10 protein-coding genes are annotated in these 14776 nt (G+C 49.6%); 9 read left to right on the forward strand and 1 reads right to left on the reverse strand.

Going from position 1 to position 14776, the window contains the following annotated elements:
- Positions 1-268 precede the first annotated feature (268 nt).
- The 4 genes from LG219_RS07080 to LG219_RS07095 all read left to right on the forward strand — a co-directional run bounded on the left by LG219_RS07080 (position 269) and on the right by LG219_RS07095 (position 5366).
- Positions 269-1513, forward strand: coding sequence for an ABC transporter substrate-binding protein (locus LG219_RS07080; protein ID WP_226763820.1), 1245 nt, complete (start codon positions 269-271; stop codon positions 1511-1513).
- Between the two features lie 464 nt (positions 1514-1977).
- A complete protein-coding gene (locus LG219_RS07085; protein ID WP_226763821.1) occupies positions 1978-2883 on the forward strand; it encodes a carbohydrate ABC transporter permease in 906 nt (301 codons plus the stop codon).
- Positions 2884-3034: 151 nt separating this feature from the next.
- Positions 3035-3874, forward strand: coding sequence for a carbohydrate ABC transporter permease (locus LG219_RS07090; protein ID WP_226763822.1), 840 nt, complete (start codon positions 3035-3037; stop codon positions 3872-3874).
- Positions 3875-4226: 352 nt separating this feature from the next.
- A complete protein-coding gene (locus tag LG219_RS07095) occupies positions 4227-5366 on the forward strand; it encodes an ABC transporter ATP-binding protein (RefSeq protein ID WP_226763823.1) in 1140 nt (379 codons plus the stop codon).
- A 112-nt stretch (positions 5367-5478) separates the two neighbouring features.
- Here the strand turns inward: LG219_RS07095 and LG219_RS07100 are convergent, their stop codons facing one another.
- On the reverse strand, positions 5479-6249 hold the full coding sequence (locus LG219_RS07100; RefSeq protein WP_226763824.1) for an HAD-IIA family hydrolase: 771 nt from the start codon (positions 6247-6249) through the stop codon (positions 5479-5481).
- Positions 6250-6465: 216 nt separating this feature from the next.
- Between LG219_RS07100 and LG219_RS07105 the strand changes: the two genes are divergently transcribed.
- From LG219_RS07105 to LG219_RS07125, 5 genes are all read left to right on the forward strand, one after another.
- Positions 6466-7062 (forward strand): IMPACT family protein, encoded by a 597-nt coding sequence (locus LG219_RS07105; RefSeq protein ID WP_226763825.1) that lies wholly within the window; start codon positions 6466-6468, stop codon positions 7060-7062.
- A 79-nt stretch (positions 7063-7141) separates the two neighbouring features.
- Positions 7142-8188, forward strand: coding sequence for a tetratricopeptide repeat protein (locus LG219_RS07110; protein ID WP_226763826.1), 1047 nt, complete (start codon positions 7142-7144; stop codon positions 8186-8188).
- Positions 8189-8267: 79 nt separating this feature from the next.
- Positions 8268-9422 carry an iron-containing alcohol dehydrogenase gene (locus LG219_RS07115; protein ID WP_226763827.1) on the forward strand — a complete coding sequence of 385 codons (1155 nt, stop codon included), beginning with the start codon at positions 8268-8270 and terminating at the stop codon, positions 9420-9422.
- A 61-nt stretch (positions 9423-9483) separates the two neighbouring features.
- Positions 9484-10491, forward strand: a complete 1008-nt coding sequence (locus tag LG219_RS07120; RefSeq protein WP_226763828.1) for a tetratricopeptide repeat protein — start codon at positions 9484-9486, stop codon at positions 10489-10491.
- Positions 10492-10844: 353 nt separating this feature from the next.
- Positions 10845-14720, forward strand: a complete 3876-nt coding sequence (locus tag LG219_RS07125) for a DUF3683 domain-containing protein (protein ID WP_226763829.1) — start codon at positions 10845-10847, stop codon at positions 14718-14720.
- Positions 14721-14776 lie beyond the last annotated feature (56 nt).

Consider the following 14776-nt stretch of genomic DNA (forward strand, 5'->3'; position numbering starts at 1 on the left):
TCTTTTTATGCCGATATGCAATTCGGCCAAAGCAGAGGATTACATAGGATAAAGCTGCTTTTGTCAGCATTTTGTCGTTTTTTCACCTTTTCTCTGTGATTTTTTGTAACGCAAAAAAAGCAGGCCAATGTCATGTAGTCCAATAAATTCAACAACATCAGCATAATTTGAGCAGAAAATCCGCGTCGCTAGTGTCACAAATTACTCGATGCTAATTTAGCGCCACCGAGACAAATAGATCACGGCACACACACGAGGATTAAATCGCATGCGCACGCTCAGCACACGTCATCTTTTACTAGCGACCTTATTCGCGGCAGGAACAGCCCAAGCGGGAACGGTGAATATCGAATCTTGGCGGGTCGATGATAAAACCCTCTGGGAAGAAGTGTTAATTCCAGCATTTCAAAAAAAGAACCCTGGCATTCAAGTTAAATTTACGCCAACCGCCCCGACTGAATATGACTCAAGCTTAACGGCGCGCTTAACCGGTGGCACTGCTGGCGATTTAATCACTTGCCGTCCCTTTGATAAATCACTCGATTTATTTAAAAAAGGTCAGCTCGAAAAACTCGACGGCAAAGCCGGCATGGAAAACTTCCCTGCATCCGCCAAAGTGGCATGGCAAACCGATGATGGCAAAACAACCTACTGCATGCCCATGGCCTCGGTGATTCATGGCTATTTTTACAATAAAAAAATCTTTAAAGAACTGAACTTGCCAGTACCCAAAACGCAAGCAGAGTTCTTTGCCGCAATGGAAAAAATCAAAGCCTCCGGCAAAACGCCAATCGCTTTAGGTACCGCCGATCAGTGGGAATCAAACCAAACAGTTTTGACCAACGTCGGCGCCAATAGCTGGAAAGGCGAAGAAGGCCGCAAAGCCTTGATCGCCGGTAAAGCCAAATTTACCGACCCACAATTTGTTGCCGCTTGGGAACAACTGAGCAAAATGGGCCCGTTAATGGGTAAAGGTGCTTCAGCGCAAACGTATGCCGATAGCCAAAACTTATTCGCCATGGGCAAAGCCGGCGTCTACCCAGCCGGTAGCTGGGACATCGCTTACTTTAATAAAGAAGGCTTAGACTTTGGTGCCTTCCCACCGCCTGTCGCTAAAGCGGGCGACCAATGCTATATCTCGGATCACACCGACATTGGCATGGGCGTGAATCCCAAAGCCAAAAACAAAGCCGATGCGTATAAATTCTTGGCGTGGCTCGGTTCACAAGAATTTGCCGACCTTTACACCAATAAAGTCACCGGCTTTTTCTCCCTATCGAATCATTTGATTTCGGTGCAAGACCCTGTTGCCAAGCAAATGCTCGATTGGCGCAAAACCTGCAAATCCACCATTCGCCTGAACGCGCAAATCATGAACCGTGGCACGCCAGCGATGGAAAATGAACTGTGGAATGTCAGCTCGCAAGTGCTGAACGGCAAAATGGCCCCCAAAGAAGCCGCAGCGCAAATCCAAACTGGTTTTGCAAAATGGTACGCCCCGCAGCAAAAATAATCGATCAGCCCCTCACCCCGCGTGAGTTGAGCCGGCGGCGTGCCGCCGGTTTTTTTTATGCTTCGAATGTGGACTCGCACGCGTCGGCCCATTGGGTGGCTAACAAAGCGTAAGCGACAACCCACCATATACATCCACTGTGATTGACCCGTCTTTTTTGATTTTTTGGAGTTGTGATGCAACGCTGGCATATCGTTTTATTTCTTGCGCCTGCGGTACTGATTGATTCGGCTCGTAGGGTGGGTTACGGAGCGTAAGCGACAACCCACCACATACATCCACTGTGATTGACCCGTCTTTTTTGAATTTTTGGAGTTGTGATGCAACGCTGGCATATCGTCTTATTTCTTGCGCCTGCGGTACTGATTGATTCGGCTCGTAGGGTGGGTTACGGAGCGTAAGCGACAACCCACCATATACATCCACTGTGATTGACCCGTCTTTTTTGATTTTTTGGAGTTGTGATGAAACGCTGGCATATCGTTTTATTTCTTGCGCCTGCGGTACTGATTTATTCGGTCTTTAGCGCCTTACCTTTACTTGACACCTTGCGTCTTGGTTTTTACGCCACCAACGACGCCGGTGCCAGCCATTTTTCGGGATTGAGTAATTACCTGACCATTCTCACTGACCCCGCTTGGTCAAGTGCGTTTTGGAATGCGATGGGCAATAACTTTAAGTTTTTTTTGATTCATTTGCTGATTCAAAACCCCATTGGCTTGATCTTAGCGACATTTTTGTCACTCAAAGGGCTCAAGTTCGCGCGGCAATACCGCACTTTTATTTTTCTCCCCACGCTGCTGTCGGTGGTGATTATTGGTTTTATTTGGCAACTGATTTTGTCGCCACTGTGGGGCGTTTCGGAATCAATGATGAATGCGGTCGGACTAGGGGGGTATTTCCAGCCATGGCTGGGTGAAGAAGGCTCAGCGCTGATTACCCTGGCTTTAATTTCGGTTTGGCAATTTGTTGGTATTCCGATGATGTTGATTTACGCCGCGCTACTGGCCGTACCCGAAGACATCGTCGAAGCCGCCTACGTTGAAGGCGCGTCAAGCTGGCGTATTTTCTGGGACATCAAACTGCCACTGATTTTACCCACGCTAGGCTTGGTGACGATTCTGACTTATGTCGGCAACTTTAATGCCTTTGATTTGATTTACTCAGTCAAAGGCGCGATTGCGGGGCCGAACTACAGTACCGATATTTTGGGGACGCTGTTTTACCGCACCTTCTTTGGCTACCAAAGCCAAATCGGCAGCCCAACGATGGGCGCGGCAGTGGCAACGTTGATGTTTCTGGTCATCCTCTGTGGCGTCGGCGCTTACTTTTACTTCGTGCAGCGCAAGCTAACGCGTTATGAATTGTGATTGGCTAAAAAAACGGCCAACGCAGAGGCACAGAGGACGCAGAGAAAGGCAAAAAAACACATTTCATTCTATTAATTTGGTCGAAATTAAACATGACTTATTCGTTTTTCCTCTGCGCCTCTGCGTCGGGTTTTATCATTTCGAGGTTTCTATGAAAAAAAATATCTGTAAACCCCTCTCCGCCTTCGGCGTGCATTGCATGCTGGGTGCTTACACGCTGCTGGCTTTGTTTCCGATTGTTTTAATTTTAATCAATGCCTTTAAAACCAAAGCGGCGATTTTTGATAATCCGCTGGCTTTTCCCAGCGCCGAAACGTTTTTCATCGGCGGTTTTGAGCGCGTCATCGCCAAATCGCATTTCATGCTGTATTTCGGCAATAGCCTAACCGTCACGCTGGCCTCACTCGCGTTGATTTTGCTGTTTGGCGCAATGGCGGCTTGGGCACTGTCGGAATACAAATTCCGTGGCAACCGGATTTTGGCGATTTATATGATGATCGGGATTATGGTGCCGATTCGCTTGGGCACAGTGTCGATTTTGGAGCTCATCGTTCAGCTCAATCTGATCAACACCCTAACCGCCTTGGTGCTGGTGTATACCGCACAAGGTTTGCCGTTGGCGGTGATGATTTTGAGCGAATTTATCGCGCAAATTCCAAAGGAGCTCAAAGAAGCCGCGCGCTGTGATGGCGTTGGTGAATTCAAGATTTTCTTCCAAGTGATTCTGCCACTGATTCGTCCTGCCGTCGCCACGGTGGCGGTGTTTACGATGATTCCGGTGTGGAACGATTTGTGGTTTCCGCTGATTTTAGCGCCCAGCGAAGAAACCCAAACCGTCACCCTCGGCGTACAGCAATTTATCGGTCAATACGTCACCGACTGGAACTCCGTCTTGGCCGCACTCAGCCTGGCGGTGATTCCGGTGCTGATTTTATACAGCATCTTCTCACGCCAACTGATACGCGGCCTGACTTCGGGAGCGGTGAAATAAGTGGGGTAAAAAGCCCTCCTCCACAGAGGCACAGAGACACAAAGAAAAACGCATGGCGATTTTTGAAGTTCTTAACGCTGAGCGGTGAAATAGGTGAGTAAAAAACCCTTCACCACAGAGGCACGGAGACACAAAGAAAACCCCAATAACGCAGTGCATGGCACTGATTAGACACATCAGAACGCTGACGAGATTTAACTTCAAGAGAAAGAAGTAAAAAAGCTAAATATTAGACCGGCATAAAGACCAGCAGAGCGATCAAGCTGAACCTTCCTCTGTGTCTCTGTGCCTCTGTGGTGGATGTTTTTAACGCCATCACGCGACTTAAATTATTGTTTTCAAGAGGTGCCTTATGGCCAACGTAACACTGAATAATCTTTCTAAATCCTACGATGGCAAAGCCAAAGTATTGGATGGTATCAATCTAGATGTACAGCACGGCGAGTTCGTGGTGCTGGTTGGCCCGTCGGGCTGCGGAAAATCGACGCTGCTGCGGATGATTTGCGGCTTGGAATCCATTACTGGCGGTGAATTGTCGATTGGCGATACCGTAGTGAATGATCTAACACCGGCCGAACGCGGCATCGCGATGGTGTTCCAAAGCTACGCCTTATATCCGCATATGAGCGTGTACAAAAACATGGCGTTTGGCCTTAAAATCGCCGGAGAAAACAAAGCGCAAATCGACGTGCGGATTAAAAATGCCGCTAAGATTTTAAAAATTGATCATTTGCTTGAGCGCCTACCGCGCGAACTCTCCGGCGGCCAGCGCCAGCGTGTGGCGATTGGTCGGGCGATTGTGCGTGAGCCGAAATTATTTTTGTTTGACGAGCCACTATCGAACTTGGACGCGGCATTACGCGTACAAACGCGACTGGAAATCGCTAAATTGCACCGCGATTTAAACGCCACAATGATTTACGTGACGCACGATCAAATCGAAGCGATGACGCTCGGTGACAAAATTGTGGTGATGGAAGGCGGTCATATTCAGCAAGCAGGTACACCGCTTGAGCTCTACCAACAACCGGCCAATTTATTTGTTGCCGGCTTTATTGGTTCGCCAAAAATGAATTTACTTCAAGGCGTGGTGCAAGCCATTGTGCCCGAAGGGCTGTCGATTACTTTGGCGGGCGGCATCGTCATTACTGCATTCGTTGCCAATGACAGCGCGCAAGTGGGCGATGCAGTTACGGTAGGTATACGCGCAGAGCACTTAATTGAAGACGCTCACAGCGGTATACCCCTAGTTGGGGTCGTTAATTTGGTGGAACATTTAGGTGAAGCCAATTATCTGTATCTCACGCTGGCCAATGGCGTTGATATCGTGGTTCGCGGCGATGGCGAACGCGAAGTACAACTTGGCACGCCAATTAGCATTAGCGCGCCAAGTAATGCGTTTCATGTCTTTAATGCCGATGGTCAAGCCCTGCGCCGCCTAAAACCCGGCAATATGCAATCATCGCGCCAGCAGCAAAAAATAGCCGTCTAGGGTCTGTTAACGTTTGCTTGCAAAACCCCGCCCGCGACATGGATCTCATCGCGGGCGTTATCACCATCGAGCGCTAAAGCTTTCACCTTGCAGCGAATGCAACAACACGCAATTACAGCTGAGCAAATTCAATTTCACCCACGTCGTTAAATACATAATCGGGGCGATATGGGAATTCATTGAGCATGTCGAGCTTAGTAACGCCCGACAGCACCAGCGCGGTTTTCATACCGGCTTCAAGTCCACCAACAATATCGGTGTCCATCCGATCACCGACCATCAAGCATTCTTCGGGATGAAAGCCCAACTTACGACACGCGATCATCATCATTAAAGCATTCGGCTTGCCAACGATATACGGTTTTTTGCCGGTGGCCGCCGAAATCGCCGCCAAAATCGTGCCCGCTGCTGGCTCATAGCCGCCCTCAACTGGGTCAACCATATCGGGATTGGTACCGATAAATTTGGCGCCATGATCGATAAAGTGCACGGCTTTTTTCAGTTGCTCAAAATTAAACGTCGTCGATTTGGCGACGACCACATAATCAGGATTGGATTCCGACATCGAAAAACCGACGTTATACAACTCATTAATTAAGCCGCCACCGCCAATGACATACACTTTGGCACCTTCTTTTTGACTGCGTAAAAACATCGCAGTCGCCATCGAACTGGTAATGAAGTTGTCTTCAGTTAGACCATGAATGCCCAAGCTTTCCACTTTGAGTTTTAAATCAAGCGGCGTTTGTGACGCATTATTGGTCAAAAACAAAAACGGCACATTGGCTGACAGCAATTTTTGTACAAAGGTGTCAGCCCCCGGAATCATTTGCTTGCCACGGTAAATTACGCCATCCATATCAGAAATAATGCTTTTAATCACAGCGTAACCCCACACAATTAAAAAACAATAAGGCTACACCAAGGGACTGCGCGGTGCAGCACGATTAATACGTTTTTTGCGTTACCCCCCAATCAGCCCATTCAATATCCATGTCATTGGCGATGGATCCAACAAAAGGCCGCTTCGCTCAGGCGGCATGCGGGCAAGCCCACTTTTACTGATCGACTTATCCATCATGGCGCGTAAAATGCCGGCATGAGCACCACACTTGCCAATGCGGTTGACGCAGAAATCATCATTAAAAAAAGTCGTTTTATCGGTTATGTCATTCCGGTAAATAATCGCGCCCAAGCTTTAGGTTTGGTGGCCGAGTTTAAACAACAACACCCCGAAGCGCGCCATGTGTGTTGGGCCTTACTCGCTGGCGGCGAATCGGGCATGTCAGACGATGGCGAGCCGTCAGGCACCGCCGCGCGGCCGATGATGCAAGTGCTGCAACACAAGCATTTAGATGGCGTTTTGGCGGTGGTGATTCGTTACTTTGGCGGGATTAAACTCGGCGCTGGCGGATTAACTCGCGCCTACACCGATGCGATTGCGCGCCCGTTATTGGCCGCTGAATATATCGAGACCGTGCCGATGGATCAATTGCAAGTGGCGCTGCCGTTTGCCGAAGAAAATAAAGTTCGCCATTATTTGCAACAACACAGCATTGGTATTAACTGCAGCGATTTTACCAACACCGAAGTAATTCTAAGCTTAACGCTCCCTCGCCACTTGCGGGAAAGCACACTCAATCAGCTGCATCAACTTTGTCGCGGGCAAACACGCTTACTTGAAAGTGACAATTAAAAACTGAAGTCGCAAAAAAACTTGATTCCATACCGCACGATGCGTAAGCTCGAAGTCCGCATTGTGCAGGCGCAGCAAAATGGATCCATCAGAAAGCCCAGTTTTAGCGCTACTTGAGCGCAGCAAACAGCTCACCTACACCGATCCTAACGCCTCGTTAGCACTGGCCAAAGAGGCCGCTCAGCGCGCCCACTCGGGCTGCACGCCACGGCTACAGATTGCCGCTTTACACCAACAGATGAGTATGTTGTTTGCTTTTGGCCAAATCCATGAAGGCTGTCATGTCTTACTGCCCGCTTTAGTCATCGCCGAAGCCCATGATTTAGAGGCAGAACGCGGTGATCTATTGCATCATTTGGGCGTCGCACACTACACGCTGGGCGAATACAGCACGGCAATTGATTATTGGTCCGACTGCCTTGATTTAGGCAATGCCCAATTTGCCAGAGAAACCCGAATTAATGCCCACATTGGTCTCGGTCAGATTTATTTTGCCTGTAGCCGCTTTGCCGATGCACTGCGCCATCATCGCTTGGCTGAGCAGTGGCTTGATGGACATATTGACCATGAATTGCAAGCGCGGTTATGTATTAATCTTGTGGCCGATTTATACGCACTAGAGGATTTTGCTGCGGCGCAAGTGGCGCTCAATAAAGCCGAGGCCATTACACGGACTATTCAGCATCTGAAATACCTGGGTGAAGTATTCACCTACAAGTCACTTCTTGCCTTAGCCAGAGGGCAATACCTAGAGGCAAATGCGTTTATCCAAGAAGGGCGTCATATCGTGCATTTTTGGGCTTGGGGTGAGATTAGCTGGCACATCGTCAACGGCCGCGCTCAGCAAGCACAAGGGCAATTGTCGGCCGCCGTGGCCAGCTTTTTGAGCGCACTCGATATGTCAAAACGCATGGGTTGCGGGCATAAGATTTTTTTAATTCATCAATTTTTAGCCGGACTATTTCGTGAAATGGGCCAAGCCCCTGAGGCCGAATATCATCACCGGCTTTACCAAGAAAATTTCCACCGATTGCTCGACCCACAACTATTTGCACGGCTGGCGCAGCTGGAGCAACAATTACGCCAAAGCAACCCAACGACACCGACAATCTTTGTGCCAGCATAAACAAATCAAACACAGTAAGGCATTGCGCCACCACACCGCGATATACTCAGTCAATTGACTGACTTTTTGGTGGCGAACAATGCAAAACTTTAGCTTTCATAATCCCTGTCGTATCGAATTTGGTCACGGCAGTATCGCCAAAATCAGCACCTTAATTCCCCCGCAAGCGCGTGTTTTATTGCTCTACGGCGGCGGCAGCATTCATCGCAACGGCGTGTATGAACAAGTTTGCACTGCGCTTAAAGATCATCACTGGCAAGCTTTTTCTGGCATTGAAGCCAATCCTGAATACGAAACCTTAATGCAAGCCGTGCGTTTTGGCCGCGAGCATCAGCTCGACTATATCTTGGCTGTCGGCGGTGGCTCGGTCATCGATGGCGCTAAATTTATTGCCGCAGCCATCCCACATGCTGGCGATTGCTGGCTGATCGTTGGCAATCGCACGCCGCTGCTGAGCGCACTGCCCATCGGGGTGGTGCTAACTTTACCGGCCACCGGCTCGGAAAGTAATTTTGCTGCAGTGATTTCACGCCGCGAAACCAATGACAAACTGTCATTCAAAAACCCTTTGGTTTTCCCACAGTTTGCCATTCTTGACCCAAACTGCACCCTGTCATTACCGGCCCAGCAAATCGGCAATGGCATTGTCGATGCTTTTGTCCACACCACCGAGCAATACCTGACTTATCCTGGCGATGCGCGAGTCCAAGATCGTTTGGCCGAAGGCATTTTGCAAACGCTGATCGAAGTCGGCCCGATCACTTTGCATGATCCGGACAATTATGCCGCCCGCGCCAATATGATGTGGGCTGCCAACCAAGCCTTGTTTGGCTTAGTCGGACTGGGCCAAGCCCAAGATTGGGCCACCCATGCGATGGGTCATGAGCTGACGATGTTGTATGGCCTTGATCATGCGCGCACTTTGGCGATTATTTTGCCCGCCCTGTGGCGCTATCGTTTTGCTGCCAAGCAGGCCAAATTAACGCAAATGGGCCGCCGCGTATGGCAACTTACCGGTGACGATATCAGCGTTGCACAGCAAGCAATTGCCGCGACTGAGCAATTTTTTATTGCCATGGGTTTGCCGACTCGCCTCAGCGACTATCAAATCGACGCGACTGAGGCCGCCGATCGCGTGGCCGAACAACTCATTCGCCATAATCGCTTACTACTTGGCGAAAAAGCTGACTTAACACCCGAGGATTGCCGTGCCATTTTGCTGACAACAAACTGATAGGCGTGTAAATATTAAATATAACAATGGTATGCTGCTGATTCCGCCTAATGCGATATCAATGATGACCCTTGTTGAACTTGAGCGTAGCCTCAATCGTGCGCAAAAATTAGTCCACACCCAAAGCGCCGAGGCCTTGCAACTGGCCTTGAGCGCCAAAACCTTGGCCCAGCAACTCAAATTGCCACATCTTTGCGCTCAAGCACTCTTTTTATGCGCGCAAGCGCATTTTAATTTTGGCCGCTATCCCGAATCACTCCAGCAACTGATCGAACTGAACGCACTCGCCGACCAAGAAAATATCGCAAGGTATGAAGGTGCACGCCTTAATTTATATGCCCGTGTGCAATATACCCTAGGTGCTTATCACCTAGCCCGCGATAGCTGGAATCGCTGCCTCACCTTGCCCGACGAAGCGATTGCCCTTGAGTCACGCGTCCAAGCGCATATCGGTTTAGGGCAGCTGTATTATGCGCACGAACACTACCAAACCGCGCTAAGCCACCATCGCAAAGCACAAGAGCTCGCCAGCCATGAAGACCATCATTTACACGCCAGTATTTTGATCAATATTGCCGCCGATTTAATTGGCTGCGCGCAATTGGATGAAGCCTATCGCACCTTAAAAAGTGCCCTGCCCTTAGTGAAAGCCGATCAAAGCTATCGCAATGAAGGCGAAATTTATATGAATATTGGTCTGATTCAATTCTTACGTGGCGACCTTGATCGCGCGACGATGAGTTTGATGGTGGCACTCAAAATCAATCGCCTGCATCACCATCAATGGAGCGAAGCCAATACCATGTTGGTTTTGGGGCAATGCCAAACCGCCAAAGGTGAACTTGATTTAGCCATTGAAACGCTGCAATCGGCACTGTATACCGCCAGTCATTTAGGGATTCGTCATCAACAAGCCAGCATTCATGCCGCCCTAGCCCAAAGCTATACCGCCAAACTCGAACCTGAATTGGCACAACGCCATCAAATTGAACATCAGCACTTACGACTGCAATTACTCAATGAAATTCATCAAGCCGAGCTAGAGACGATGGAGCTGCCGTTTACCTAGGGTCTGTTGACGTTTGCTTGCCCGCCACGGCTTACGCGCTGTTCGCGGCAAATCAAGGCATAGTCAGCGCTGCAAAGATGCTTATGTCAGCTTGAGACCCGTCGCGGCAAAAATCGCACCTGCGCTGTAGGTCAAGCCAGCGACAACAGATCTAAGTGCTTCAGTAACGGCCTGAAATAGACCGCTAATACAAAAAAACAGCGTAAAAATCAACATAAAATCTAAGCAAAACCAGCTTAGTGTCAGTCAATTACGTTTTTTTACGATACCCACATTAAATTTGCGCCTTTCATCGTGCATTTTTCCGTTAAAATTCACCCTTTAGCCGTAATTGCCTGCCGGAGACGCCCTTCATGATGGATCCCACCGCCGTGAGCCACGTGACCTCGCCTGAACGTTTGCGCGAAATTCCCTACAACTACACCTCTTTTTCCGATCGTGAAATTGTCATTCGCCTGATGGGTGAAGATGCATGGCGGGTATTGGATGAATTACGGCAAGAGCGTAAAACCGGCCGATCGGCACGGATGCTGTTTGAAGTATTGGGTGATATTTGGGTCGTTAAACGCAATCCTTACGTCCAAGACGATTTACTAGAAAACAATAAACGCTTACAACTGTTGGTTGAAGCGATGCATCATCGTTTGCACGAGATTGAAAAGCGCCGCCAAAGTAATGAGCGCGTGAATATTTTACTCGCCCGCACACGGCAAGCGGTAGATGCCTTTGAGCGCGAATTTCGTGACGTTGCCATTTTGCGTAAAAAAACGCTCAAAAAAATGGCCGCCCACACCCGCCGCGACAATATCCAATTTGATGGTTTATCGCGCGTTAGCCATGTGACCGACGCCACCGATTGGCGCGTTGAATATCCGTTTGTGGTGCTGTGCCCGGATACCGAAGCCGAAATGGCGCCCTTGGTGGCCGCCTGTATCGAGCTGGGTTTAACCGTGATTCCACGTGGCGGCGGCACCGGTTATACCGGCGGCGCAGTGCCACTCACGCCGCTCTCGGCGGTGATTAACACAGAAAAACTCGATCGCCATCAAGGCGTCGAAACCATGCGTATTGCTGGTGTTGATCACGATGTGACCACCATTCATTGCGGTGCCGGCGTTGTCACCCGCCGCGTAATGGAAGCGGCAGAAGAGGCCGGTTTAGTATTTGCAGTCGATCCAACCTCGGCCGATGCGTCCTGTATTGGCGGCAATGTGGCGATGAATGCCGGCGGCAAAAAGGCCGTCCTTTGGGGTACTGCACTGGACAATCTGGTGAGCTGGAAAATGGTCGACCCCGATGGCAATTGGTTGTTCATCGAGCGGATGGATCACAATCTGGGCAAAATCCACGATGCGCCGCAAGCGACGTTTTGCATCAGTAAATTCAAACCCGATGGCAAAACCAAAATCGGCGAAGAAACCTTGGTGATTCCGGGGTCCAAATTTAGAAAAGAAGGTCTGGGTAAAGACGTCACCGATAAGTTTTTATCTGGTTTACCGGGGATTCAAAAAGAAGGCTGTGATGGCTTAATTACCAGTGCGCGCTTTGTGTTGCACCGCATGCCCAATCATGTTCGCACAGTGTGTTTGGAGTTTTTTGGTGAAGTCAGCCGCGCAGTACCATCGATTGTTGAGATTAAAAATTATCTGGATGCGCATCCAACAGTTCAGCTGGCCGGTTTAGAGCATTTGGATTGGCGCTATGTGCGCGCTGTGGGTTATGCCACCAAAGCCAAGAGTAAAGGTCGGCCAAAAATGGTGCTGATCGCCGATATTGTTTCGGACGATGAGCGCGCGCTAGGCGAAGCCACCAGCTATGTGGTGCAGCTGGCCAATGCCCGTGGCGGAGAAGGTTTTGTCGCCGTGCTGCCTGAGCAACGCAAAAAATTCTGGCTCGATCGCGCCCGAACTGCGGCGATTGCCAAGCACACCAACGCCTTTAAAATCAATGAAGACGTGGTGATTCCACTACCGCGTTTGGGCGATTATTCCGATGCGATTGAGCGCATTAATATTGAATTGTCGATTCACAATAAACTCGAGTTACTCGACAAACTAACGGCGTTTTTCCAGCAAGGACGCCTGCCGTTTGATACCAGTGATGCACCAGTGAGCCACGATGTGCTGATTGGTGATCGCCGTGAATCGGCGCTGGCCTTTATTGAACGCTCGCGCATTCACTGGCAATGGGTCGGTCGCAATTTGGACGATGCGTTTGAGCTGTATCAAACCGCGTTTCCAATGGTGCCACTGGAAAAAGAACTCGATCTGGATGAATTACCGCAAAGCGTATTTCATGCGCTACGCGACTCCGTGCTGCGAATTTCATACAAACGCGAATTGCTCACTGATTTAGAAACGCTGTTTGGCGGGCGAACCGATAAATTAATTTTGGATGCGATTCACGCCATTCAGCAAAAAGTACTGAAAAGCCGCACCTGGATTGCACTGCATATGCACGCCGGTGACGGCAATGTGCATACCAATATCCCAGTCAATTCTGACGATTACGACATGCTGCAACGCGCACATCATGCTGTTGCCCGCATTATGCGGGTGGCGCGTGAGCTCAACGGGGTGATTTCTGGCGAGCACGGCATCGGGATCACCAAGTATGAATTCTTAACGCGTGAAGAGCTCGCACCGTTTGAAGCCTACAAACAACGTATCGATCCAAACGGACACTTTAACAAAGGCAAGTTGATGCCCGGCGCGGATTTGCGCGACGCGTATACGCCCTCGTTTAGCCTGCTGGGTACTGAGTCGCTGATTTTAGAGCAATCCGATATCGGCAATATCAGCAATATGGTTAAAGACTGTTTACGCTGCGGTAAATGTAAACCAGTCTGCTCAACGCATGTACCGCGCGCCAACTTGCTCTATAGCCCACGCAATAAAATCTTAGCCACCGGTTTGCTCACCGAAGCCTTCTTATACGAAGAGCAAACGCGGCGCGGGATTTCGCTCAAGCATTTTGAAGAACTGGGCGACGTTGCCGACCATTGCACCGTTTGCCATCGCTGCGTGAATCCATGTCCAGTTAAAATCGACTTTGGTGACGTAACGATTGCGATGCGTAATTTCTTACGCAAAGAAGGCAAAAAGAAATTCAATCCCGGCTCTGCGCTGGGGATGGCGTTCTTGACGATGAAAGACCCAGCGACCATTAAACTGATGCGCACGGTGATGATCGACTGGGGCTATAAAGGCCAACGCTTGGCACACACGCTGGCTAAACGTTTTGGCTTAATTAAAAGCATCACCAAAGCACCGCCAGCAACGCTAGGCACGGCATCGCTCAAAGCGCAGGTGATTCACTTTGTGAATAAACCGATGCCCGGCGGCTTGCCGAAAAAAACCGCCCGCGCTTTGCTCGATGTTGAAGACAGCAATGTGGTGCCAGTGATCCGCGATCCAAAACGCCTGAATGAAGACACTGATGCGGTGTTTTACTTCCCCGGCTGCGGCTCAGAGCGCTTATTTAGCCAAGTGGGTTTAGCCACGCAAGCCATGCTGTGGCATGTGGGCGCGACCACGGTGTTGCCACCGGGCTATCTCTGCTGTGGCTACCCACAAACCTCAAGCGGCCAGCAAGACAAAGGTGACAAAATCACCATGGATAACCGCGTGTTATTTCATCGCCTGGCTACCACTTTGAATTATCTCGACATTAAAACCGTGGTGGTATCGTGTGGTACGTGTATGGATCAGCTGCAAAAATATCGTTTTGAAGATATTTTCCCCGGTTGCCGCCTGCTCGACATTCATGAGTATTTGCTTGAAAAGGGCATCAAGCTTGAGGGTGTGAGTGGTACCCAGTATATGTATCACGAACCATGCCATACACCGATGAAAACCTATAAAGGCATCGATGTTGCCAATGAATTGATGGGGCAGCGTGTTGATCTGAATGATCGTTGCTGTGGTGAATCGGGCACGTTTGCCGTCGCTCGCCCAGACATTTCGACGCAAGTGCGCTTTCGCAAACAAGAAGAGATGGAAAAAGGTGCGGCGAAACTGCGTAGCGATGCCCATGACAGCAAAGCCAAAGTGAAAATTCTGACTTCATGCCCTTCATGTCTGCAAGGTTTAAGCCGATATGATGATGATTCAGACACCACGGCCGATTACATTGTCATCGAAATTGCCAAAAATATCCTTGGCCCGAACTGGATGCCGGACTATGTCAAACAAGCCAGTCAAGGCGGCATTGAACGTGTGTTACTCTAAGTTCGTTCGCAAGAATGACCAGACACCCACGCCGTAAGTAAGCCAGACGGATGCGG

Origin of the sequence: Deefgea salmonis, assembly GCF_020531905.1 — a bacterium.
GTDB lineage: Bacteria > Pseudomonadota > Gammaproteobacteria > Burkholderiales > Chitinibacteraceae > Deefgea > Deefgea salmonis.

Bases quoted from the DNA above. Each gene is read 5' to 3' on its own strand.
- LG219_RS07080 (WP_226763820.1), top strand. From the start codon at position 269: ATGCGCACGCTCAGCACACGTCATCTTTTACTAGCGACCTTATTCGCG.
- LG219_RS07085 (WP_226763821.1), top strand. From the start codon at position 1,978: ATGAAACGCTGGCATATCGTTTTATTTCTTGCGCCTGCGGTACTGATT.
- LG219_RS07090 (WP_226763822.1), top strand. From the start codon at position 3,035: ATGAAAAAAAATATCTGTAAACCCCTCTCCGCCTTCGGCGTGCATTGC.
- LG219_RS07095 (WP_226763823.1), top strand. From the start codon at position 4,227: ATGGCCAACGTAACACTGAATAATCTTTCTAAATCCTACGATGGCAAA.
- LG219_RS07105 (WP_226763825.1), top strand. From the start codon at position 6,466: ATGAGCACCACACTTGCCAATGCGGTTGACGCAGAAATCATCATTAAA.
- LG219_RS07110 (WP_226763826.1), top strand. From the start codon at position 7,142: ATGGATCCATCAGAAAGCCCAGTTTTAGCGCTACTTGAGCGCAGCAAA.
- LG219_RS07115 (WP_226763827.1), top strand. From the start codon at position 8,268: ATGCAAAACTTTAGCTTTCATAATCCCTGTCGTATCGAATTTGGTCAC.
- LG219_RS07120 (WP_226763828.1), top strand. From the start codon at position 9,484: ATGATGACCCTTGTTGAACTTGAGCGTAGCCTCAATCGTGCGCAAAAA.
- LG219_RS07125 (WP_226763829.1), top strand. From the start codon at position 10,845: ATGATGGATCCCACCGCCGTGAGCCACGTGACCTCGCCTGAACGTTTG.